Annotated in this window: 20 protein-coding genes; 9 read left to right on the top strand and 11 right to left on the bottom strand. The window is 67.7% G+C overall.

Annotated features, from left to right (window positions below; translation table 11 throughout):
• Positions 1-14 precede the first annotated feature (14 nt).
• From gyrA to dnaA, 7 genes are all read right to left on the bottom strand, one after another.
• Positions 15-2,609, bottom strand: coding sequence for a DNA gyrase subunit A (gene gyrA / locus ACZ7M3_RS24150; RefSeq protein WP_472065650.1), 2,595 nt, complete (start codon positions 2,607-2,609; stop codon positions 15-17).
• 42 nt (positions 2,610-2,651) lie between these two features.
• A complete protein-coding gene (gene gyrB / locus ACZ7M3_RS24145; RefSeq protein ID WP_177324351.1) occupies positions 2,652-4,712 on the bottom strand; it encodes a DNA topoisomerase (ATP-hydrolyzing) subunit B in 2,061 nt (686 codons plus the stop codon).
• A 365-nt stretch (positions 4,713-5,077) separates the two neighbouring features.
• Complete coding sequence (locus tag ACZ7M3_RS24140; protein WP_351309209.1) at positions 5,078-5,665, bottom strand: DciA family protein; 588 nt, start codon at positions 5,663-5,665, stop codon at positions 5,078-5,080.
• Positions 5,662-6,783: a DNA replication/repair protein RecF gene (recF, locus tag ACZ7M3_RS24135; RefSeq protein WP_355310789.1), complete on the bottom strand. Its 1,122-nt coding sequence runs from the start codon at positions 6,781-6,783 to the stop codon at positions 5,662-5,664. Before recF ends, ACZ7M3_RS24140 begins: the two co-directional genes overlap by 4 nt.
• A gap of 63 nt (positions 6,784-6,846) precedes the next feature.
• Entirely contained in the window at positions 6,847-7,722 is an 876-nt protein-coding gene (gene gnd, locus ACZ7M3_RS24130) for a phosphogluconate dehydrogenase (NAD(+)-dependent, decarboxylating) (RefSeq protein WP_067376663.1), read from the bottom strand.
• Between the two features lie 179 nt (positions 7,723-7,901).
• A complete protein-coding gene (gene dnaN / locus ACZ7M3_RS24125; RefSeq protein ID WP_472065649.1) occupies positions 7,902-9,032 on the bottom strand; it encodes a DNA polymerase III subunit beta in 1,131 nt (376 codons plus the stop codon).
• A 1,084-nt stretch (positions 9,033-10,116) separates the two neighbouring features.
• Positions 10,117-12,198 (bottom strand): chromosomal replication initiator protein DnaA, encoded by a 2,082-nt coding sequence (gene dnaA, locus ACZ7M3_RS24120; protein WP_355310790.1) that lies wholly within the window; start codon positions 12,196-12,198, stop codon positions 10,117-10,119.
• 399 nt (positions 12,199-12,597) lie between these two features.
• Between dnaA and rpmH the strand changes: the two genes are divergently transcribed.
• The 9 genes from rpmH to ACZ7M3_RS24075 all read left to right on the top strand — a co-directional run bounded on the left by rpmH (position 12,598) and on the right by ACZ7M3_RS24075 (position 19,615).
• Positions 12,598-12,735, top strand: a complete 138-nt coding sequence (gene rpmH / locus ACZ7M3_RS24115; protein ID WP_006381191.1) for a 50S ribosomal protein L34 — start codon at positions 12,598-12,600, stop codon at positions 12,733-12,735.
• Between the two features lie 20 nt (positions 12,736-12,755).
• On the top strand, positions 12,756-13,127 hold the full coding sequence (gene rnpA / locus ACZ7M3_RS24110; RefSeq protein WP_075031495.1) for a ribonuclease P protein component: 372 nt from the start codon (positions 12,756-12,758) through the stop codon (positions 13,125-13,127).
• Complete coding sequence (gene yidD, locus ACZ7M3_RS24105; RefSeq protein WP_054236429.1) at positions 13,124-13,489, top strand: membrane protein insertion efficiency factor YidD; 366 nt, start codon at positions 13,124-13,126, stop codon at positions 13,487-13,489. The genes rnpA and yidD overlap by 4 nt, the downstream gene beginning before the upstream one ends.
• A 3-nt stretch (positions 13,490-13,492) precedes the next feature.
• Positions 13,493-14,785 (top strand): membrane protein insertase YidC, encoded by a 1,293-nt coding sequence (gene yidC / locus ACZ7M3_RS24100; protein WP_472065648.1) that lies wholly within the window; start codon positions 13,493-13,495, stop codon positions 14,783-14,785.
• Positions 14,786-14,800: 15 nt separating this feature from the next.
• Positions 14,801-15,310: a Jag family protein gene (locus tag ACZ7M3_RS24095; protein WP_060901646.1), complete on the top strand. Its 510-nt coding sequence runs from the start codon at positions 14,801-14,803 to the stop codon at positions 15,308-15,310.
• 147 nt (positions 15,311-15,457) lie between these two features.
• Complete coding sequence (gene rsmG / locus ACZ7M3_RS24090; RefSeq protein ID WP_472065647.1) at positions 15,458-16,174, top strand: 16S rRNA (guanine(527)-N(7))-methyltransferase RsmG; 717 nt, start codon at positions 15,458-15,460, stop codon at positions 16,172-16,174.
• A gap of 339 nt (positions 16,175-16,513) precedes the next feature.
• The gene (locus ACZ7M3_RS24085; protein ID WP_075031515.1) at positions 16,514-17,587 is read left to right on the top strand and encodes a ParA family protein; all 1,074 of its coding nucleotides are present in this window, start codon (positions 16,514-16,516) and stop codon (positions 17,585-17,587) included.
• On the top strand, positions 17,584-18,678 hold the full coding sequence (locus ACZ7M3_RS24080) for a ParB/RepB/Spo0J family partition protein (RefSeq protein WP_355310792.1): 1,095 nt from the start codon (positions 17,584-17,586) through the stop codon (positions 18,676-18,678). The genes ACZ7M3_RS24085 and ACZ7M3_RS24080 overlap by 4 nt, the downstream gene beginning before the upstream one ends.
• 319 nt (positions 18,679-18,997) lie before the next feature.
• Positions 18,998-19,615 carry a GNAT family N-acetyltransferase gene (locus ACZ7M3_RS24075; protein WP_054236435.1) on the top strand — a complete coding sequence of 206 codons (618 nt, stop codon included), beginning with the start codon at positions 18,998-19,000 and terminating at the stop codon, positions 19,613-19,615.
• A 116-nt stretch (positions 19,616-19,731) separates the two neighbouring features.
• Here the strand turns inward: ACZ7M3_RS24075 and trxA are convergent, their stop codons facing one another.
• The 4 genes from trxA to sigM all read right to left on the bottom strand — a co-directional run bounded on the left by trxA (position 19,732) and on the right by sigM (position 22,944).
• Positions 19,732-20,082: a thioredoxin gene (gene trxA / locus ACZ7M3_RS24070; RefSeq protein WP_472065646.1), complete on the bottom strand. Its 351-nt coding sequence runs from the start codon at positions 20,080-20,082 to the stop codon at positions 19,732-19,734.
• A 42-nt stretch (positions 20,083-20,124) separates the two neighbouring features.
• On the bottom strand, positions 20,125-21,087 hold the full coding sequence (trxB, locus tag ACZ7M3_RS24065) for a thioredoxin-disulfide reductase (protein ID WP_355310793.1): 963 nt from the start codon (positions 21,085-21,087) through the stop codon (positions 20,125-20,127).
• A gap of 184 nt (positions 21,088-21,271) precedes the next feature.
• Positions 21,272-22,216, bottom strand: a complete 945-nt coding sequence (locus tag ACZ7M3_RS24060) for an anti-sigma factor family protein (RefSeq protein ID WP_472065645.1) — start codon at positions 22,214-22,216, stop codon at positions 21,272-21,274.
• Positions 22,213-22,944: an RNA polymerase sigma factor SigM gene (gene sigM / locus ACZ7M3_RS24055; protein ID WP_261689403.1), complete on the bottom strand. Its 732-nt coding sequence runs from the start codon at positions 22,942-22,944 to the stop codon at positions 22,213-22,215. Before sigM ends, ACZ7M3_RS24060 begins: the two co-directional genes overlap by 4 nt.
• Between the last annotated feature and the right edge of the window lie 27 nt (positions 22,945-22,971).

Raw genomic sequence — 22,971 nt, 5'->3', positions numbered from 1 at the left:
ACTCACTCCTCGCGCTACTCGGGCGAGGACTGCTCGCCCTCGTCCGTACCGACGGCCTCGACGCCCTCGGCGGTCTCGTCCTCGGCGATCTCGCCGTCGACTTCCTCCGCCTCGCGACCGGCCTCGGCGTTACGAGCGATGCCGACCACGGCATCGCGCTTGCCCAGGTTGATCAGTTGGACACCCATGGTGTCACGGCCCGTCTCCCTGACCTCGTTGACTCGCGTGCGAATCACACCGCCGGACAGGGTGATGGCGAGGATCTCGTCCGTCTCCTCGACCACCAGCGCGCCGACGAGGGACCCGCGGTCCTCGACGATCTTGGCGGCCTTGATACCGAGGCCACCACGACCCTGAACGCGGTACTCGTCGACGGCGGTCCGCTTCGCGTACCCGCCGTCCGTAGCAGTGAACACGAACGTACCGGGTCGAACAACATTCATCGAGAGCAGCTCGTCGCCCCCGCGGAAACTCATCCCCTTGACGCCCGAGGTCGCACGACCCATGGGCCGCAGGGCGTCGTCCGTCGCCGTGAACCTGATCGACTGCGCCTTCTTGCTGATCAGCAGCAGATCGTCCTCGGCCGATACGAGTTCGGCTCCGATCAGTTCGTCGTCGGAACCGTCCTCCGTCTCGCGCAGATTGATCGCAATGACACCGCCGGCGCGCGGGGAATCGTAATCCTTCAGAGGCGTCTTCTTCACGAGGCCGCCCTTGGTGGCCAGCACCAGATAGGGCACCGCCTCGTAGTCACGGATCGCGAGGATCTCGGCGATCGCCTCGTCCGGCTGGAAGGCCAGCAGGTTCGCGACGTGCTGTCCACGCGCGTCACGCCCGGCGTCCGGGAGCTCGTACGCCTTCGCGCGGTAGACGCGGCCCTTGTTGGTGAAGAACAGCAGCCAGTGGTGCGTGGTCGACACGAAGAAGTGGTCGACGATGTCGTCCTGCTTCAGCTTCGCGCCGCGTACGCCCTTGCCGCCCCGCTTCTGCGAGCGGTAGTCCTCGGTCTTGGTCCGCTTGATGTAGCCGCCACGCGTGATGGTGACGACGATGTCCTCTTCGGCGATCAGGTCCTCGATGGACATGTCACCGTCGAAGGGCACCAGCTTGGAGCGACGGTCCTCGCCGAACTTGTCGACGATCGCCGCGAGTTCCTCGCTGATGATGGCGCGCTGGCGCTCCGGCGAGGCGAGGATCGCGTTGTACTCGGTGATCTTCGCCTGGAGCTCGTCGTGCTCCTGGATGATCTTCTGGCGCTCCAGGGCGGCCAGTCGGCGCAGCTGCATCTCGAGGATGGCGTTGGCCTGGATCTCGTCGATCTCCAGGAGGCCCATCAGGCCCTCACGCGCGATCTCGACGGTGTCACTGCGCCGGATCAGCGCGATGACCTCGTCGATGGCGTCCAGGGCCTTCAGGAGACCGCGCAGGATGTGCGCGCGCTCCTCGGCCTTGCGCAGCCTGAAGCGCGTACGACGGACGATGACCTCGACCTGGTGCGTCACCCAGTGGCGGATGAACGCGTCGAGCGAGAGCGTGCGCGGAACGCCGTCCACCAGCGCCAGCATGTTGGCGCCGAAGTTCGACTGCAGATCCGTGTGCTTGTAGAGGTTGTTCAGGACGACCTTGGCGACCGCGTCGCGCTTCAGGACGATGACCAGCCGCTGGCCCGTACGGGAGGAGGTCTCGTCGCGGACGTCCGCGATGCCGCCGACCTTGCCGTCCTTCACCAGGTCGGCGATCTTCTGCGCGAGGTTGTCGGGGTTGGTCTGGTAGGGGAGCTCCGTGACCACCAGGCACTGGCGGTTCTGGATCTCCTCGACCTCGACGACCGCGCGCATCGTGATGGAGCCACGGCCCGTGCGGTACGCCTCCTCGATGCCCTTTCGGCCCACTACAAGGGCGCCGGTCGGGAAATCGGGGCCCTTGATGCGCTCGATCAGGGCGTCGAGCAGCTCCTCGTGGCTGGCCTCGGGGTTCTCGAGGTACCACTGGGCGCCGGCCGCGACCTCACGGAGGTTGTGCGGCGGGATGTTGGTGGCCATGCCGACCGCGATGCCCGCCGAACCGTTGATCAGCAGGTTCGGGAAGCGGGCCGGCAGAACCGTCGGCTCCTGGTTGCGGCCGTCGTAGTTGTCCGTGAAGTCGACGGTCTCCTCGTCGATGTCACGGACCATCTCCATGGACAGCGGCGCCATCTTGCACTCGGTGTAGCGCATGGCGGCCGCGGGGTCGTTGCCCGGAGAGCCGAAGTTGCCGTTGGAGTCCACCAGCGGCATCCGCATCGACCACGGCTGCGCCAGGCGGACCAGCGCGTCGTAGATCGAGGAGTCACCGTGCGGGTGGTAGGTGCCCATGACGTCGCCGACGACGCGGGCGCACTTGTAGAAGCCCTTCTCGGGCCGGTAGCCGCCGTCGTACATGGCGTACAGGACGCGGCGGTGGACGGGCTTGAGGCCGTCCCGGACATCGGGCAGCGCGCGCGACACGATGACGGACATCGCGTAGTCGAGATACGAGCGCTGCATCTCCGTCTCGAGCCCGACGGGCTCGACGCGCAGGGTGATCTCGCCGCCTTCTTCAGGCGTGCTGGGAGTGTTCTCGTCGGCCATTGCTGGTGAGGATCCTTTCTGCTGCGGTCAGCTGAGACCGACTCAGATGTCGAGGAAGCGGACGTCCTTGGCATTGCGCTGGATGAACGCGCGCCGGGCCTCGACGTCCTCGCCCATGAGGACCGAGAACAGGTCGTCGGCCTGGGCGGCGTCGTCGAGTGTGACCTGGCCGAGGACCCGGTGCTCCTGGTCCATGGTCGTGATCCGCAGCTCCTCGGCGTTCATCTCGCCGAGGCCCTTGAAGCGCTGGACCGAGTCGTCGCGGATGCGCTTGCCGGCCTGCTTGCCCAGCTCGATCAGCGCGTCGCGCTCACGGTCCGAGTACGCGTACTCGAAGTCGTCCCGACCCCACTTGATCTTGTACAGCGGGGGGCGCGACAGGAACACGTGCCCGGCCTCGACCAGCGGCCGCATGAAGCGGAACAGGAAGGTCAGCAGCAGGGTGTTGATGTGCTGGCCGTCGACGTCGGCGTCCGCCATCAGGATGATCTTGTGATAGCGGAGCTTCTCGATGTCGAAGTCCTCGTGGACCCCGGTGCCGAAGGCCGAGATCAGCGCCTGGATCTCCTGGTTCTGCAGGATCTTGTCGATCCGCGCCTTCTCGACGTTGAGGATCTTGCCTCGGATCGGGAGGATCGCCTGGTACTGCGGGTTGCGTCCGGACTTGGCCGAGCCGCCGGCGGAGTCACCCTCGACGATGAAGATCTCGCACTTGGTGGGGTCGTTCGACTGGCAGTCGGACAGCTTGCCCGGCAGGGACGCCGTCTCCAGGAGACCCTTGCGGCGGGTGAGGTCGCGGGCCTTGCGGGCCGCCACGCGCGCGGTGGCCGCCTGGATGGACTTGCGGACGATGTCCGCGGCCTCGTTCGGGTTGCGGTCCAGCCAGTCGTTGAGGTGCTCGTAGACGGCCTTCTGGACGAAGGTCTTCGCCTCCGTGTTGCCCAGCTTGGTCTTCGTCTGGCCCTCGAACTGCGGCTCGCTCAGCTTGACCGAGATGATCGCGGTCAGACCCTCACGGATGTCGTCACCCGTGAGGTTGTCGTCCTTCTCACGCAGCAGCTTCTTGTCGCGCGCGTACTTGTTGATCAGCGAGGTCAGCGCCGCACGGAAGCCCTCCTCGTGCGTACCGCCCTCGTGGGTGTGGATGATGTTGGCGAAGGAGTACACGCCCTCGCTGTAGCCGCTGTTCCACTGCATCGCGACCTCGAGGGACAAGCTCTTGTCCTTGTCCTCGGCCTCGAGATCGATGACGGTGGGGTGCACCACGTCTCCCTTGCGGGAGTTGAGGTACTTCACGAAGTCGACGATGCCGCCCTCGTAGTGGTACGTGACGGTCTTGACCTCGGCCTTCTCGTCCGCACCCGCCTCGTCCGCACCGGCCGTGGCCTTCGCCGACTCGCGCTCATCAGTGAGTTTGATCGTCAAACCCTTGTTGAGGAACGCCATCTCCTGGAAGCGCCGCGAGAGCGTCTCGAAGGAGTACTCGGTCGTCTCGAAGATGTCGCCGTCGGCCCAGAAGGTGACCGAGGTGCCGGTCTCGTCGGTGGCCTCGTGCTCGACGAGAGGGGCGGTCGGGACGCCCATCTTGTAGTCCTGCGTCCAGCGCCGTCCGTCGGTCTTGACCTCGACGGAGACCTTGCTCGACAGGGCGTTCACGACGGAGACGCCGACGCCGTGCAGACCACCGGAGACCGCGTAACCGCCGCCGCCGAACTTACCGCCCGCGTGCAGGACCGTCAGCACGACCTCGAGGGCCGGCTTCCCTTCGGAGGGAACGATGCCCACGGGGATGCCGCGGCCGTTGTCCACGACGCGCACGCCACCGTCGGCGAGGATCGTGATGTCGATCGTGTCCGCGTGGCCGGCCAGCGCCTCGTCGACGGAGTTGTCGACGACCTCGTACACGAGGTGGTGCAGTCCGCGCTCGCCGGTCGAGCCGATGTACATACCGGGTCGCTTGCGAACCGCGTCCAGACCCTCGAGGACGGTGATGGCGCTGGCGTCGTACGAGGCTGTGACCTCGCCGTTCGAGGTCGTGGCCTCGGCGTTGTCGCCGGCGTCGGTGGACGGGGTGTTCTCGTTGGGGTTGCCGGAATCGGCCACGAAGCGCCCTTTCTGGCACAGCACAAGCCAAGCTCGTCGGCGGGTTGCCGGAGCGGCTGCGGCACGTTGCGTTGGTAAGCCTTGATCAGCGTTGCTCAGCTTTTCCCGGACGGTCCCCGCAAGCGGGGCGGGATTAGCTTCCAGTCTACCGGTAGCGCCGACAGTGATGGGGGTTTGCCGGTACCTGAGTCCGCATGTGCCGCCCTGAACCGGTCTCTCCCGACTCCCCATATGTGGACCCGGGCTCAAAGAGGCTTACAGCGGCACTCAGCGCTTCCGGGTGTCAACCCTTGGCTACCGCGGAGTCAGGTCGGTGTTCGCAACCGCGTGCACTCCCGCGCAGGGGCCGGTCGATGTGGCCTCTGTCACCCGTAGGTGTCGCCGGGACCCGTGCTTCCAGGGGCGCGCAAGGGGCCGAAACGGCGCGCGGGACCGTTGGGGCCCTGCACCTTGATCAGTCGCACCGTGCCGTGCCCGAGGTCCTGGTTCAGCCGCGCGACCACCTGCGGGGCGAGCAGCCGCAACTGGGTGGCCCAGGCGGTCGAGTCGCACTGCACGCTCAGCACCCGCTCGTCAGGGTCGTCGTCGTACTTCAGCGGGACGCAGTGCTTGGCCAGGTCCTCGCCGACGATCTGCGGCCAGCGGCCCATCACACCGCCCACCGCGGCCGGGGTCTCCCAGCCGCGCTCGGTGAGCAGCCGGTTGATCGCGGCGCCGAGCGCCATCGGATCACGCCCGTCGGCGCGCGCGCCGGAGCGCAGGCCGCCGCGCCGCGCCTGCTTCTTCTGCTGCGCCGCGTCCCCCCGCGCGCGTGCCTGCTCCTTCGCGGCGCGCAACGCCACGCGCGCGAGGTCGACGCCGGAGTGCTCGGGGGTCTTCTTGGAGGCCGTTTCCGGGCCCTTTTCCGGGGCTCCCTCGGAGGCGGCTGATCCGCCGGGTGTGTTCTCCGTCATACCCGCTCCACCATGCCCTCGGAGACGGCGTACCGCGTCCCCGTCAGTACGTCCGGTACGTCGTCGTCGACCGCGGCCGTCACCAGGACCTGCTCGCCGGGAGCGACGAGTTCGGCGAGGCGTTCTCTTCTGCGGCTGTCCAGCTCGGCGAAGACGTCGTCGAGGACCAGCACCGGTTCATTGCCCTCGGCCCTCAGGAGGTCGTACGAGGCCAGGCGCAGCGCCAACGCGTACGACCAGGACTCGCCGTGCGAGGCGTATCCCTTGGCGGGCAGCTGACCGAGTTTGAGGACCACATCGTCCCGATGGGGTCCTACGAGGGTCACGCCCCGCTCGATCTCCTGCTTGCGGACCTCGGCGAGCGCCGCCATCACCTGCTCGTACAGGTCCTCGCGGGTGTGCGCCTCACCGGGCGCGGACGGCTTGTACTCCAGGGCGACGGGTCCGCCACCGGGGGCCAGCTGCTCGTACGCCTTGTCGGCGAGCGGCTGGATCGCGGCGACCAGGTCGAGCCGCTGGGCCAGCAGCTCGGCGCCCACGCGCGCGAGGTGCTGGTCCCACACGTCGAGCGTGGAGAGGTCCATGGTGCGGCCGCCGTGACGGCGGGCCAGCGCGGCCGACTTCAGGAGGGTGTTGCGCTGCTTGAGGACCCGCTCGTAGTCGGAGCGGACGCCCGCCATCCGCGGGGAGCGGGCGGTGATCAGCTCGTCCAGGAAGCGGCGCCGCTCACCGGGGTCGCCCTTGATCAGCGCGAGATCCTCGGGCGCGAACAGCACGGTGCGCACGATGCCAAGCACATCACGGGGTCTGACCTGCGAGGACCTGTTGATGCGGGCACGGTTGGCCCTGCCGGGGTTGAGCTCGAGCTCGACGAGTTGCTGGCGCTCGCCCTGGCGGACATTGGCCCGGATGATCGCCCGGTCGGCGCCCATGCGCACCAGCGGCGCGTCGGAGGAGACGCGGTGGCTGCCGAGGGTCGCGAGATAGCCGACCGCCTCGACCAGATTCGTCTTGCCCTGTCCGTTGGGGCCCACGAACGCGGTGACGCCCGGGTCGAGCGGGACCTCGACCCGGGCGTACGAGCGGAAGTCGGCCAGCGACAGATGCGTGACGTGCATGGTCGTTCGCCGACCTCCCCCAGGGTTGTGGATCCACCGCCGCACGGCCTGTGGATCTGTGGATTACTTCGTCTCGACCGCGTGGCCGCCGAACTGGTTGCGCAGCGCCGCGACCATCTTCATCTGCGGCGAGTCCTCCTGCCGCGAGGCGAACCGCGCGAACAGCGACGCGGTGATCGCGGGCAGCGGCACCGCGTGGTCGATGGCGGCTTCCACCGTCCAGCGGCCCTCGCCGGAGTCCTGTGCGTAGCCGCGCAGCTTCTCCAGGTGCTCGTCCTCGTCCAGGGCGTTCACCGCCAGGTCCAGCAGCCAGGAACGGATGACCGTGCCCTCCTGCCAGGAGCGGAAGACCTCGCGCACGTCGGTGACGGAGTGGACCTTCTCCAGGAGCTCCCAGCCCTCGGCGTAGGCCTGCATCATGGCGTACTCGATGCCGTTGTGGACCATCTTGGAGAAGTGGCCCGCGCCGACCTTGCCGGCGTGCACCGCGCCGAAGTCGCCCTCCGGCTTGAGTGCCTCGAAGATCGGCTGCACCTTGGCGATGTTCTCGGCGTCGCCGCCGTACATCAGCGCATAGCCGTTCTCCAGGCCCCAGACGCCGCCGGAGACGCCGCAGTCGACGAAACCGATGCCCTTGGCCGCCAGCTCCTCCGCGTGCTTCTCGTCGTCCGTCCACCGGGAGTTGCCGCCGTCCACGACGACGTCCCCGGGCTCCAGGAGCTCGCCGAGCTGATCGACGGTGGACTGCGTGGCGGCACCGGCCGGGACCATCACCCACACCACGCGCGGACCCTTGAGCTTGCCCACAAGCTCTTCCAGGCTGTGGACATCGGCGAGGTCCGGGTTGCGGTCGTATCCGATGACGGTGTGGCCTGCGCGGCGGATCCGCTCGCGCATGTTGCCGCCCATCTTGCCGAGGCCGACGAGACCGAGCTCCATCAGTTGTTCCTTAGGTTTTCGACGTGGCGTGAGGGCACTTTCGTACCTGTGTCTGAGCCTAAACCCGGACGCTCACGCACACCTGTGGGCATAGCCGCTCAGGCGTTCGGCCCACCTGTGGATGCTCCCGCCGGACCGATCAGAACGACCGTCCGGCGGGCTCACCTCACTCAGCTCACTCAGCCGCTCAGACGCACCGGCATGATCAGGTACTTGTAGGCCTCGTCCGCCTCGGCGTCCACCGCGGGCTTGCCGCTCAGCAGCGCGGGCTTCGTGGACGTCGTGAAGGAGAGCTGCGCCACCGGCGAGTCGATGGCGCTGAGGCCGTCGAGCAGGAACGTCGGGTTGAAGGCGATCGAGACGTCGTCGCCCTCCAACTGCGCGTCGACCCTTTCCACAGCCTGTGCGTCGTCGCTGGAGCCCGCCTCCAGGATCAGCACGCCCTGTTCGAAGCTCAGACGCACCGGGGTGTTGCGCTCGGCGACCAGGGCGACACGCTTGACGGCCTCCACGAAGGGGGCGGTCTCGATCACCGCGATGGAGTTGAACTCCGTCGGGAACAGCGAGCGGTACTTCGGCAGGTCGCCCTCCAGCAGGCGGGTGGTCGTACGCCGGCCTGCCCCCTCGAAGCCGATGAGGCCCTCGCCGGCGCCCGAGCCGGACAGCGCCAGGATCACGCTGTCGCCGCTCGTGAGGGCCTTGGCGGTGTCCAGGAGCGTCTTGGCGGGCACCAGGGCCACCGCGGACGCCTCGGGGTTCTCCGGCTTCCACAGGAACTCGCGGACCGCGAAGCGGTAGCGGTCGGTGGAGGCCAGCGTGACCGTGTCGCCCTCGATCTCGATGCGCACACCGGTGAGCACGGGCAGCGTGTCGTCACGGCCCGCCGCGATGGCCACCTGGGCGGCCGCGGAGGCGAAGACCTCACCGGGGACGGTGCCGGTCGCCGACGGCATCTGCGGCAGCGCGGGGTACTCCTCCACAGGCAGGGTGTGGAGTGTGAATCGCGAGGAGCCGCAGACCACGGTCGCTCGTACACCGTCTGTGGAAATCTCCACCGGCCGGTTGGGGAGGGCGCGGCAGATGTCCGCGAGCAGGCGGCCGGAGACGAGGACCGTGCCCTCCTCGTCGATCTCCGCGTCCACGGAGACGCGTGCCGAGACCTCGTAGTCGAAGCTGGAGAGGCTCAGGGCGCCCTCCTCGGCCCTCAGAAGGAGGCCGGCGAGCACAGGCGCCGGCGGACGGGCCGGGAGGCTGCGTGCCGCCCAGGCCACTGCCTCCGCGAGTACGTCGCGTTCCACCCGGATCTTCACCGTTGCCGCCTCCGTCTGTTGCCGGCGCTCTCGCCCTGCTGGCCTTCGTCGTCTGACTCGGTGTCGTTCAGCCCTGTGGCGGGAAGGACACCGGGGACCAGTCTGACGCACCGCACTGACAGTCGGTGCCCCTCGGGGTCAAGTCGTGCCGAGCGGCACCAGAGCCTCCGAGAGCGAGTTGTGCACAGCCCCGTCTTCGAAACGATTCCCAGCCTCTATCTAGTTGGTCTTAGTAGTAGGGCCTGTGGAAACCGTGGATAACCCCGTTTTCGCAGGTCAGCCGGGATTTTTTGTCCACTGCCCCTGTGGGCGGAGGCGGTGGACAACCGGGGGTCTCTGTGGACGACGAAAAGTTCTGCACACTCGATGCACAGCCTCGGGCCACTTCTCCCCAGATCCGTCCCCAGCTTTACCCACGTTCCCCACAGGCCAATCCGGCACCTTGATGTGACGCCTTTCACTCGACACGGTGATCGGGCGCGTCACGTTGCCGAACAGTGGACAGGGGTGTGGAGAAGCGGGGGATGGCTGGGGACAACCAGCTCCAGCCTGTGGGTCGGCGGTGGACAACTTCGTGCACACCCTGTGGATCTTTTCTTCGTCCACAGTCTGTGGAGAGTCTTCGTCCACGAATCCACAGGGGGCTGACCTGGGCTGATGGTCTTTCGACAGTGACCCCTGTGGACACGATCGGGACAACTTCGCGGTCCCCAGGATGTGGACGCCAGAAAGTCACCGAATCTGTGGAGAGTGGCCGTAACCCGGCTCGTATTCGAACAGTTGATGTCGTTCCGGTAGCGGTGAAACGAGAGCCGACGGCCCCGGAACAGGCCCCGGAAGCCCTCGGAGCCCCTTTGGGACCGTGTCCCAGGAGCTCGCGTGGCCCCTCGGAGCGAGGCCCAGAGCCTTCCGTGGTCCTCTCGGAGCGGGTGCCGGAGGCTCTGCGACAGCTGCCGGAATCCCTCGCGGCGCGCATGCGAGAGCCGGGGGTCGGAGCCGCGGGCCAGAACAGCGCGCCAGAACAGCGAAAGGCGCCCTCGGGACCGTGTCCCGGGGCGCCCTCGGCGGCGTACCGCCGCGCCTGTCAGCCGTTCTTGATGCGGTTGGTGAGCTCGGTGACCTGGTTGTAGATGGAGCGGCGCTCGGCCATCAGCGCGCGGATCTTGCGGTCGGCGTGCATGACGGTCGTGTGGTCGCGGCCGCCGAACTGCGCGCCGATCTTCGGCAGCGAGAGATCGGTGAGCTCGCGGCACAGATACATGGCGATCTGCCGCGCGGTCACCAGCACGCGACTGCGTGAGGACCCGCACAGGTCGTCCACCGTGAGGCCGAAGTAGTCCGCGGTGGCCGCCATGATCGCCGTGGCCGTGATCTCCGGAGCCGAGTCCTCGCCGCCGGGGATCAGGTCCTTCAGGACGATCTCGGTCAGGCCGAGGTCGACCGGCTGCCGGTTGAGCGACGCGAACGCCGTCACCCGGATCAGCGCGCCCTCCAGCTCACGGATGTTGCGCGAGATCCGGGACGCGATGAACTCGAGCACCTCCGGCGGGGCGTTGAGCTGTTCCTGGACCGCCTTCTTACGAAGGATGGCGATACGGGTCTCCAGCTCGGGCGGCTGGACGTCCGTGATCAGACCCCACTCGAAACGGTTCCGCAGCCGGTCCTCCAGGGTCACCAGCTGCTTGGGCGGCCGGTCGCTGGAGAGCACGATCTGCTTGTTCGCGTTGTGGAGCGTGTTGAAGGTGTGGAAGAACTCCTCCTGCGTCGACTCCTTGTCCGCCAGGAACTGGATGTCGTCGACCAACAGGATGTCCATCTCGCGGTACCGCTTGCGGAAGCTGTCGCCCTTGCCGTCGCGGATGGAGTTGATGAACTCGTTGGTGAACTCCTCGGAGCTCACGTACCGCACCCGCGTGCCCGGGTAGAGGCTGCGCGCGTAGTGCCCGATCGCGTGCAACAGGTGCGTCTTGCCGAGACCCGACTCCCCATAGATGAAGAGGGGGTTGTACGCCTTCGCAGGCGCCTCGGCGACGGCGACCGCGGCCGCGTGCGCGAAGCGGTTCGAGGCGCCGATGACGAACGTGTCGAAGAGGTATTTCGGGTTGAGGCGCGCGGTGGGCTCGCCCGGACCGGACGCCGGCGCGGGCTTCGCGCCCAGCGGGCCGGGAGCGCCGCCGGAGGACTGCAGCGAGGGGCCGCCGCGGTGTGGCGGTGCACCGCCCGAGGACGGCTCCTGGAGGTCGCGGCGGTCGGGGCGCTCGTACTCGGAGCGCGGCTGGTCGTAGTCCTGGCGCTGCTGCTCGTAGGGCGGGCGCTCCATCGACTGCGGCCGGTAGTCCTGCGAGGGCGAGGCGTACGGGTCGCGGTCGGGGAAGCCGAGGCGCTGCTGCTGCCAGCCGTAGTCGTCCTGGGTGTGCCGCGGCCAGGCGCCGGGCTCGGGGCGCTGGTAGTCCGGGTAGGCGGGGCGGGCGGTCGGCAGGTGGTCCGCGCGGGACTGGTCGGAGCGGCCGGGCGGCAGCTGGTCGCCGGGGGCGCCCGGGAGCTGGTCGGAGCGACCGCCTCGGTGGTCACCCCGGTGGTCGTCGGCGCGGTGGCGGCCGTACCCCTCGTACCCGTCGCGGCGCTGAGCGTCATAGGGGTTGCGCTCGTCACGGCCCGGGGAGTCGTAGCCGCCCCGGTCTTCGCGGCCCTGGGAGTCGTAGGCGTGGCGCTCGTCACGGCCCTGGCCGCCGTAGCTGTTACGGTCCTCGCCGCCCTGGCCGCCGTAGGGGTTCCGCTCGTCGCCACCCTGACTGTCGTACGCGTCACGGCCCTGGCCCGCGCCGGAGGGGAGCTCGGACTCCTCGTACCGGGCCTGGGGGGCGGGCGGCGTCGGAGGCTGGGGTTCCCCGGCCGAGTCGTCGACGGTGATCGCGATGCGGATCGGGCGGCCGCACTCGCGGCTCAGCGTGTCACTGACGATCGGCGCGAGACGTCCTTCGAGGACGCCCTTCGCGAATTCGTTCGGAACCGCGAGCAGAGCGGTGTCCGCGACCAGTGCCAGCGGCTGGCAGCGCTTGATCCAGTGCTCGTCCTTCGCCTCCACACCCTGACCGCGGCCCTCACCGAGGAGCTGTTCCAGTACTCGTGGCCACACTGCGGCAAGATCGGCAGGTACGTCAGCCACAGGGCACGCTCTCTCACGGGTCCCACGAACGTGTGGTTCTGGGAACAGGTTGGGAAGTCAGTCGGGTGGGGCAGTGGGAACGAATCCGCTGGGGCGGTGGGAAGGGAACGAATCGGAGTTCAGCCACGGTAGTCAGGGCGACCGCTGCGGTTCAAGTTGTTGTCCCCAGCCTGTGGATAGTGTCTCCCGCCAGGAGCCGGTTTGACCGGATGGCGTAGCCGCGCGTACCGTGACCAGGTCGAGTTGTCGATGGCTGCTGCCGCCTGCCTCCGATGGGCACAGGTCACGTCGAGTGATCGGGAAGCGGTGCACTCGGGCGTAATTACGAGCTACCTCGTGGGCGCACGGTGACAGCCAAGGCGGCACCCCGCCACCACCGATTCTTTCTGGAGCCCCCGAGTGAGCAAGCGCACCTTCCAGCCGAACAACCGTCGTCGCGCCAAGACCCACGGCTTCCGCCTGCGGATGCGCACCCGTGCCGGCCGCGCGATTCTCGCGAACCGCCGTGGCAAGGGTCGCGCCAGCCTGTCCGCCTGATAACAACAGGTCATGATGTCGTGCTGCCTACCGAGCATCGGCTGAGGCGGCGCGAGGACTTCGCGACCGCGGTACGCCGAGGACGCCGGGCCGGACGCCCGCTCCTCGTCGTCCATCTACGTAGCGGTGCAACGGACCCGCACGCGCCTGGGGAGAGCGCTCCCCCGACGCGTGCGGGTTTCGTCGTGAGCAAGGCCGTGGGCGGAGCGGTCGTCCGCAACAAGGTGAAGCGCAGACTTCGCCATTTGATGCGTGACCGAGTCGCCCAGTTGCCCCCCGGTAGCCTGGTAGTCGTACGAGCGCTGCCCGGTGCGGGCGACGCCGACCATGAACAGCTGGCCCGAGACCTGGATGCCGCCCTTCAGCGGCTGCTGGGAGGGGGCGCGCGATGAAGTACCCGCTGCTGGCTCTTATCAAGCTGTACCAGTGGACGATCAGCCCGCTGCTCGGGCCGGTGTGCAAGTACTACCCGTCGTGCTCCCACTACGGCTACCAAGCCATCGACCGGCACGGTGCGATCAAGGGAACGGCACTCACCGCCTGGCGCATCCTCCGGTGCAATCCGTGGTCGCTGGGCGGCGTGGACCATGTTCCGCCGCGCAAGCGTCCGCGGTGGCACGAAATGCTGCGTAACGCCTGGCGCGCACGCAAGGGCGGGAACTCCGCCGCCGAACCGGCCATTGAGGGTCATGGAATGTCCGACCATCCCTCGAGCCCGGCCGCCGAGACCCCGTCCCATGCTCAAGGAGCCTGATTAGTGGACACGATTGCCAGTCTTTTCAGCTTCATCACGACACCCGTTTCCTGGGTCATCGTCCAGTTCCACTCTGTGTACGGGAAGATCTTCGGTCCCGATACGGGCTGGGCCTGGGGCCTGTCCATCGTGTCCCTGGTGATCCTGATCCGTATCTGCCTCATTCCGCTCTTCGTGAAGCAGATCAAGTCGACTCGGGCGATGCAGACGCTGCAGCCCGAGATGAAGAAGATCCAGGAGCGCTACAAGAACGACAAGCAGCGCCAGTCCGAAGAGATGATGAAGCTGTACAAGGAGACGGGTACCAACCCGCTCTCCTCGTGTCTTCCCATCCTGGCGCAGTCGCCGTTCTTCTTCGCCCTGTACCACGTGCTCAACGGCATCGCCACGGGCAAGACGATCGGTGTGATCAACCAGAGCCTGCTGGAGAGTGCGCAGAAGGCGCACATCTTCGGCGCACCGCTCGCGGCGAAGTTCACCGACGGCGCCGACAAGGTCGCCCAGCTCGGTGCCACGCTGACCGATGTCCGGGTCGTCACCGCGGTCATGATCGTGCTGATGTCGAGCTCGCAGTTCTACACGCAGCGCCAGCTGATGACGAAGAACGTCGACACCACGGTGAAGACGCCCTTCATGCAGCAGCAGAAGATGCTGATGTACGTCTTCCCGGTCATGTTCGCCGTCTTCGGCATCAACTTCCCGGTCGGTGTCCTCGTCTACTGGCTGACCACCAACGTGTGGACCATGGGCCAGCAGATGTATGTCATCCGCAACAACCCGACCCCGGGTTCCAAGGCTCAGGCCGCGTACCTCGAGCGCCTGCAGAAGCACGTCACGCACCACGAGAAGACGCGCAGCCGTGGCGAGAAAGCCATCGTCAAGGCGATCGTCGCCAAGGGCCGCGACCGTAACGAGTTCGAGCGCAAGTTCATCAACAGCCTGACCAAGGTGGGCCTGGTGGCCCAGGCTGACGGCACTGTGGTGAAAGGTCAGGCCGAGGCGACTGTCGAGGCCGAGGACGGCACCACGACCACCACGGGTGGCGCTCCCAAGCGTCAGCAGCCCAAGCGCCAGTCCAAGTCCCAGCGTCAGTCGGGCACGGCGGCCGGTGGGGCGAAGGCGGCGGGTGAGGCCGAGCCGAAGACCTCGCTGACCAAGTCCGACGAGCCGCAGGACGCCGAGCCCGCCACCAAGCCGGCAGGCGGCGGCAACAAGCCGGGCACCGGTACCCGCAGCAAAGCCCAGTCCGGACAGCGCAAGGGTCCGCAGCGGCCCAAGTCCCCGTCCAAGAAGTAAGAAGGAGTCCATCCCGTGACGGAAGGCACCACCTCCGCCGCCGCTGAGGGCGACACCCTGACCCGCCTTGAGCAGGAAGGCGAGATCGCGGCGGACTACCTCGAGGGTCTGCTGGACATCGCCGATCTCGACGGCGACATCGACATGGACGTCGAGGCCGATCGCGCCGCTGTCTCGATCATCAGCGACGCGAGCAGCCGTGACCTGCAGAAGCTGGTCGGTCGCGACGGCGAGGTGCTCGAGGCCCTTCAGGAGCTCACGCGCCTGGCCGTTCACCGGGAGACCGGGGACCGCAGTCGGCTGATGCTGGACATCGCGGGCTACCGCGCCAAGAAGCGCGAGGAGCTCTCCGAGCTGGGCGCCAAGGCCGCGGCCGAGGTGAAGAGCTCCGGCGAGCCGGTGAAGATGAAGCCGATGACGCCCTTCGAGCGCAAGGTCGTCCATGACGCGGTCAAGGCCGCGGGTCTGCGCAGTGAGTCCGAGGGCGAGGAGCCGCAGCGCTTCGTCGTCGTGCTTCCCGCCTGATCGGTACGAAGGTTCCTCCGGCCCCGTCTGTTCAGCAGGCGGGGCCGAACTTTGTCAGCCTGGTAGTCCCTGGTAGTCCCTGGTAGTCCCTGGTAGTTCTGGTGGTCAGCGCTCAGCGCGCTTATGCAGTACGGAAGGACGGTCCCCGTGACGGAGGCAGCGGAGCTTCCCCCTGCGCCCGAGCAGGCGCGCGAGGTATTCGGCGATCGCTTCGAGGACGCGGTCCGGTACGCGGAGCTGTTGGCCGAGGCAGGAGTGCAGCGAGGGCTGATCGGCCCCCGTGAAGTGCCCCGGCTGTGGGAGCGGCACCTGCTGAACTGTGCGGTGCTCTCCGAGGTCGTGCCCGAGGGCGTGACCGTGTGCGACGTCGGCTCCGGCGCGGGCCTGCCCGGCATTCCGCTGGCCCTGGTCCGTGACGACATCAAGATCACTCTGCTGGAACCGCTGCTGCGGCGGACCAACTTCCTCACCGAGGTCGTCGAGCTCCTCGGCCTCGACCATGTGACCGTCGTGCGCGGCCGTGCCGAGGAGGTCATGGGGACGCTGCCGGCGGTCCACGTGGTGACCGCGCGGGCCGTCGCTCCACTGGACCGGCTGGCGACATGGGGCATCCCGCTTCTCCGCCCGTACGGCGAGATGCTGGCCCTCAAGGGCGACACCGCGGAGGAAGAGCTGAAGAGCGCCGCGACGGCCCTCAGCAAGCTCGGCGCCGTGGAGACGTCGATCCTGCACGTCGGTGAGGGCATTGTGGACCCGCTGTCGACCGTGGTGCGGGTCGAGGTCGGGGAGAGCCCGGGTGGCGTGCGCTTCGCCGCGAAGAGGGCGAAGGCGGCCCGGACGGGTCGAACACGCCGACGGCGCTGATCCTGACCGCGAAATGGATCGTGGACTCCCGGTTCCGCAGGGCGGAGCCGGGAGTTCTTTATCACTCCGGCTGATCCTTCCTGACGACGAGCCGTACTCCACACAAGCTGCCAAACCTACGCATCTCGGAGTGTCGCGCCGCCATGGCCCTGGCCGCTAGGCATCGTGTTTCACGTGAAACGTCGCTCACTGCTGCACGGCATCATCAGTCGCGGCCGCGCCGCGGCCGAACCCCGCGACCGGAAGCCTCTCGGTTCACTCGCGGAGGGTGCGGAGTTGTCCACAGAGGTGGATTTCTCCACAGAAGAACGGGCCTCGCTGGTTCATGACCCCGAAGACATGGGAGGCTCTGTTCATTGCGAGCCTGAAGTCGAGGAGAGTGAATCCTTGCGGTCCGACGCCAACATCGCGGGACCGATGACCGATCCGGTCCCCGGTCCCCGTACCGAGTCGATGGGGGAGGATGTTTCACGTGAAACACCGCCCCCAATGGACGACACTCCTATTGGTCGTGCTGCCCAACTGGCGGTGGAGGCGCTGGGTCGCGCCGGTGAGGGTCTGCCACGGCCCGAACAGACCCGCGTCATGGTCGTCGCCAACCAGAAGGGTGGGGTGGGCAAGACCACGACCACGGTCAACCTTGCTGCCTCGCTTGCCCTGCATGGCGGCCGTGTCCTGGTGATCGACCTCGACCCTCAGGGCAACGCCTCCACCGCGCTCGGCATCGATCATCACGCCGAGGTGCCTTCCATCTACGACGTGCTGATTGACAGCAAGCCGCTCTCCGAAGTTGTCCAGCCGGTCCCCGATGTCGAGGGCCTCTTCTGTGCGCCTGCCACGATCGATCTCGCCGGTGCGGAGATCGAGCTGGTGTCCCTGGTGGCACGGGAGAGCCGGCTGGAGCGAGCGATCCAGGCGTATGAGCAGCCGCTGGACTACATCCTCATCGACTGCCCGCCGTCGCTCGGCCTTCTGACGGTCAACGCGCTGGTCGCCGGTGCGGAGGTCCTCATTCCTATCCAGTGCGAGTACTACGCGCTGGAAGGCCTGGGCCAGCTCCTGCGTAACGTCGACCTGGTGCGGGGGCATCTCAACCCCAACCTCCATGTCTCGACGATCCTGCTCACCATGTACGACGGCCGGACGCGCCTTGCGTCCCAGGTCGCGGACGAGGTGCGCAGCCACTTCGGTGACGAGGTGCTGCGGACGAGTATTCCTCGCTCGGTCCGTATCTCCGAGGCCCCGAGTTACGGCCAGACGGTGCTGACCTACGATCCAGGGTCGAGTGGTGCCCTCTCGTATCTTGAGGCCGCACGAGAAATCGCCCTCCGCGGAGTCGGAGTGGCGTACGACGCGCAGAACGCCCATGTGGGCGTACAGAACAGTCAGAACATGGTGGAGGGGATCCAGTGAGTGAGCGACGACGAGGGCTGGGGCGGGGCCTCGGCGCACTGATCCCCGCGGCTCCGACAGAGAAGACGGTTCCCTCGCCGGCAGGCGGAGCCTCCGCCTCGTCGGCGGCTGGACCCGTGCTCACGGCAGAGCGGGGGGTCGCCGCGGCGAAGGTGACCACACTGCCGCCTGTTTCACATGAAACAGAGGAGCCGGCGACGATCGGGACCCCGGAGGCGCTCTCCTCGCCTGTCGGCGCTCACTTCGCTGAACTGCCTCTCGACTACATCACCCCCAACCCGCGTCAGCCCCGTGAGGTGTTCGACGAGGACGCTCTTGCCGAGCTGGTTACCTCCATCAAGGAGGTCGGGCTTCTCCAGCCGGTCGTCGTGCGTCAGGTGGGTCCGGCGCGCTACGAGCTCATCATGGGTGAGCGGCGCTTCCGTGCCTGCCGTGAGGCGGGGCTTGAGGCCATTCCCGCGATCGTGCGGGCCACGGAGGACGAGAAGCTTCTCCTGGACGCGCTGCTGGAGAACCTGCACCGTGCTCAGTTGAACCCGCTGGAAGAGGCGGCCGCCTACGACCAGCTACTGCAGGACTTCAACTGCACGCACGACCAGCTGGCGGACCGTATCGGCCGCTCGCGCCCGCAGGTCTCCAACACCCTGCGGCTGCTGAAGCTCTCGCCGGCGGTTCAGCGTCGTGTCGCCGCAGGAGTACTCTCCGCGGGCCACGCCCGCGCCCTGCTCTCCGTCGCGGACTCGGAGGAGCAGGACCGGCTGGCCCACCGCATCGTGGCCGAGGGACTGTCGGTGCGGGCCGTCGAGGAGATCGTCACCCTCATGGGATCGCGCCCCCAGACCGCAGCGCGCTCCAAGGGACCACGGGCCGGCACCCGTCTCTCCCCGGCACTGAGCGACCTTGCCACCCGCCTCTCGGACCGCTTCGAGACCCGGGTGAAGGTCGACCTGGGGCAGAAGAAGGGAAAGATCACGGTCGAGTTCGCCTCGATGGACGACCTCGAGCGGATCCTCAGCTCTCTCGCCCCCGGTGAGGGAGGCGTTCTCCAGAGGAGTCTCCTGGACGACGACTCCGAGGACACGGAGGCCTGAGTCGCGCGGCGACATCCCGTTGGTCGACCACAAGAGCGGGCCGTGTCCGGTGTGTACCGGAACACGGCCTGCTCTTTGCTTTCAGGCAGTATCGATGCAATCGCATCGTGGATACGATGCGATCGGGTATGGCGCATCCACCTGGCGGCACCTTCATTGGGGAGGCGGGGGCCATGCAAACCGTGAGCCGTACCGGACTGGTGACCGCGGGCCTGGGACTGGGGGCGGTCGGTGGGTTCATCGGCAGCCTGCTCAGGGAGCGAAGCGCTCTGTCAGCCGCTCGCGATGCTGCGGGCGAAGGAAGCGAGGAACATCCTTCATGGGGCGCAGGCTCGTACCGCTCACGCTGGACAACCTTCCGGACCTTCCCAAGCGCTGTCGCGCGTGTGTCTTCTGGGAACTGGATCCCGTCAGTGGGGAAGCCGCGGTAAAGGCGGGAAGGCCCGAACTCGAGAAGGAGGCGTGGATCTCCGCCGTCCTGCTGGAGTGGGGATCCTGCGGCCGCGTCGTCTACGTGGACGACGTACCGGTGGGCTTCGTGCTGTACGCACCCCCGGCCTATGTACCCCGCTCTACGGCGTTCCCCACGAGCCCGGTCTCACCGGACGCCGTCCAGCTGATGACCGCCTTCATCATGCCGGGCTACCAGGGCCAAGGTCTCGGCCGGGTGATGGTGCAGACAGTTGCCAAGGATCTACTGCGTCGAGGCTTCAAGGCGATCGAGGCTTTCGGGGACGCGCGGTGGAAGGAACCGGCCTGCGTGCTCCCCGCCGACCATCTCCTCGCGGTCGGCTTCAAGACGGTACGCCCCCACCCCAGGTACCCCCGCCTGAGGCTGGAGCTGCGGACGACGCTCTCCTGGAAGGAAGATGTGGAGTTGGCTCTGGACCGTCTTCTGGGAGCGGTACAGAAGGAACCAGCGCTTCGTCCTCTGTAGCCGTGATGCCGCCGGCCGACGCAACCCCTCTGTCATGCGAATGGGCCAGCCCTTCCGGGCTGGCCCATTCGTGTTTCACGTGAAACATCGCCGCCGTTGCAGGACGGCGCTTTCGATCAGACGGTCTTCTCGGCGCCCTCGGTGATGAAGTCCTCCAGGTCGCGGACGATCGCGGCCTTCGGCTTCGCACCCACGATGGTCTTGGCGACCTCGCCACTCTGGTAGACGTTCAGGGTCGGGATGGACATGACGCCGTACTTGGCGGCCGTACCCGGGTTCTCATCGATGTTGAGCTTGACGACCTCGATCTGGTCGCCGTACTCCGCGGCGATCGCCTCGAGGGACGGCGCGATCTGGCGGCACGGACCGCACCAGGCGGCCCAGAAGTCCACCAGGACGGGCTTGTCGCTCTTGAGGACGTCCTGCTCGAAGGAATCGTCGGTCACATTCTTCAGGGTGCCGGCCACGGCGGGCTCCTTAACTGGTTGGTGCGGTGGGGCGGACGGGGGTCAGACGGTGGCAGCCGCGGCGCTCTCGCTGTCCGCGAGGGCAGCGAGGTAGCGCTCGGCGTCGAGGGCGGCGGAGCAGCCGGTGCCGGCCGCGGTGATCGCCTGGCGGTACGTGTGGTCGACGACGTCACCGGCGCCGAAGACTCCGGTCAGGTTCGTCCGGGTCGAAGGCGCCTCGACCTCGAGGTAGCCCTCCTCGTCCAGGTCGAGCTGGCCCTTGAAGAGCTCGGTGCGCGGGTCGTGGCCGATCGCGATGAACAGGCCGGTCACCGCCAGGTCGGAGATCTCACCGGTCTTGAGGTTGCGCAGCTTCAGGCCGGCAAGCTTGGGCTCGCCCTCGATCGTGGCGATCTCGCTGTCCCAGACGAATTTGATCTTCGGGTCGGCGAAGGCACGCTCCTGCATCGCCTTGGAGGCGCGCAGGGTGTCACGGCGGTGCACGATCGTCACGGACTTGGCGAAGCGGGAGAGGAAGGTGGCCTCCTCCATCGCGGTGTCGCCACCGCCGATCACGGCGATGTCCTGGTCCTTGAAGAAGAAGCCGTCACAGGTCGCGCACCACGAGACGCCACGTCCGGAGAGCGCGTCCTCGTTGGGCAGACCGAGCTTGCGGTGCTGCGAGCCCGTCGTGACGATGACGGCCTTGGCGCGGTGCACGGTGCCCGCGGTGTCCGTGACGGTCTTGATCTCGCCCGCCAGGTCGACGGCGACGACGTCGTCCGGGATCAGCTCGGCACCGAAGCGCTCGGCCTGGGCGCGCATGTTGTCCATGAGCTCGGGGCCCATGATGCCGTCCTGGAAACCGGGGAAGTTCTCCACCTCGGTGGTGTTCATCAGCGCACCACCGGCGGTGACGGCGCCTTCGAAGACCAGCGGCTTCAGCGACGCGCGCGCGGTGTAGAGCGCTGCCGTGTAGCCGGCAGGCCCGGATCCGATGATGATCACGTTACGGACGTCGCTCACGGCTTGATTCCTCGTCTCTGGAGACTGCTGCGTACTACTGGTGGGAGCCTCTCTCAGAACTCTCACCCCACCCAACGGATCCTAAGGGGCGTGCATTCCCTCTGTGTCCGGGCACACGGAGACCAGACACCGTACAGAGATCCCATGGGGATATTGGGGAGACGGCCGGTCGAGGCGGAGGCGCTCAGGAGCGGGCGTACGAGTGCGTCAGCAGGAGCTTGCCAGGGGTCGCCGAAGCCTGCTTTACGCACGCGGCTTCGACGATGTACGCCGTGACCTTCGTGCTGTCGGAGGCGTCGGGTACTACGACGAGATACACCGCCGTCCCCTTGTAGGTGCCCTGCTGCGCCGCGAGGATCGTCGCCGTGCTTCCGGTCCCCTTCTGAATGCAGTCAGGGACCTGCACCGTGGGCGTGATCAAGGTGTCGACCCCGGCGGACCCGTTGCCCGCTTCGTTGGACTGGACTCCCCAAGGACGCTTCGGGCTGGCGGAGGGGGTGCGCGCGCTCTTGTTCTTCGCGAGGAGATCCGCGACCTGAGTCTTCAGCTTCCCCTCGGAAAAAGTGTCCTTCGCTCCCTGCTGCGTCACGGTCTGCGGGCTCTTGCCGGAGCCGTCGCCCAGCGACTGTACGAGGATCGTGCCCAGCCCGAGAGCGGCGGCCGTGAACACCGTGCCGAGAACGACCACCCTGCGTCGCCCACGGCGGCCCCGACGTGAGCGACCGGGGCCGGTGGCAGCGTGGGGACGTCCCGAGGGACGGTCAGTGAGGGAAGCGGGGCTCGGTTCGCCGGACGCGTGGGAAACCCCGGCGAGCGATGTTTCACGTGAAACGCTCGCGCTGTCGCCCTCGACCGTTTCGCGGTCGGGCGCCGTGGCACTCAGCAGAGCCTCCGCGGCAAGGGCGGCATCGATACGGCCGGCCACATCATCGGGCATGCGCGTGGGGCCCGGCAGAGTGCCGAGCAGTCCCCGGATCTCCTCCAGGGAGTCGTACACGTCGGCGCAGAGCACGCACTCGTCGAGGTGTCGCCGTACGTCCGCGGTGCGGGAAGGCGGGAGCAGCCCCTCGGAGAGGTCGGAGATCTCCGCGACATCCGGGTGCCCGGCCGTATCCGTCGTGGATGTCACGCTCGCCCACCTCCGCCCTTCACAGCAGCTGAATCGCTTGGTCCTGCCTCGCGTGGACCTGCATCGTGCGGTCCCGCTGCCGGTGGGACGGATGTCCCCTGCGTCCGGTTCCTTCCGCCGCCCGACTTGTTGCCGCCCCCGCCGCTTCCGTTCTCCGTACGGAGATGGGTGAGCAGTGGCAGCAGTCTGGCTCTGCCCCGTGCGCAACGGCTCTTCACCGTGCCCACGGGCACATCGAGGACGCGAGCCGCCTCCGCCACGGGGTAGCCCTGCATGTCCACGAGGACGAGAGCGGCACGCTGGTCGGCCGGGAGCGTACTCAGTGCCGCCAGCAGCTCGCGGTGCAGATCGTTGCGCTCGGCCGGGGCGGAGGCGGACTCGTGCGGTTCGAGGAGCTGTTCCAGGCGTTCGGTGTCATCGACGGGAGACGTCTTCCTGGATGCGGCTTTGCGCGCGCGGTCCAGGCAGGCGTTCACCGTGATGCGGTGCAGCCAGGTCGTGACGGCCGACTGGCCGCGGAAGGTGTGGGCGGCCCGGTAGGCGGAGACCAGCGCGTCCTGGACGGCGTCAGCGGCCTCCTCGCGGTCTCCCAGCGTCCTCAGGGCGACTGCCCAGAGGCGGTCGCGATGGCGCCGCACGATCTCGCCGAAGGCCTCGTGGTCGCCCTCTACGTGACGGGCGAGGAGGTCCTGATCGCTTGCGTTGCCGTATCCGGTTTCATCGGCCATCGGACCCCCTCCCCTTCGTCGACGAAC

The sequence above is a fragment of the Streptomyces sp. NPDC111656 genome, from assembly GCF_055656965.1.
The sequence above is the reverse complement of the archived record's forward strand: the minus strand, read 5'-3'. Positions and strand labels throughout refer to the sequence as shown.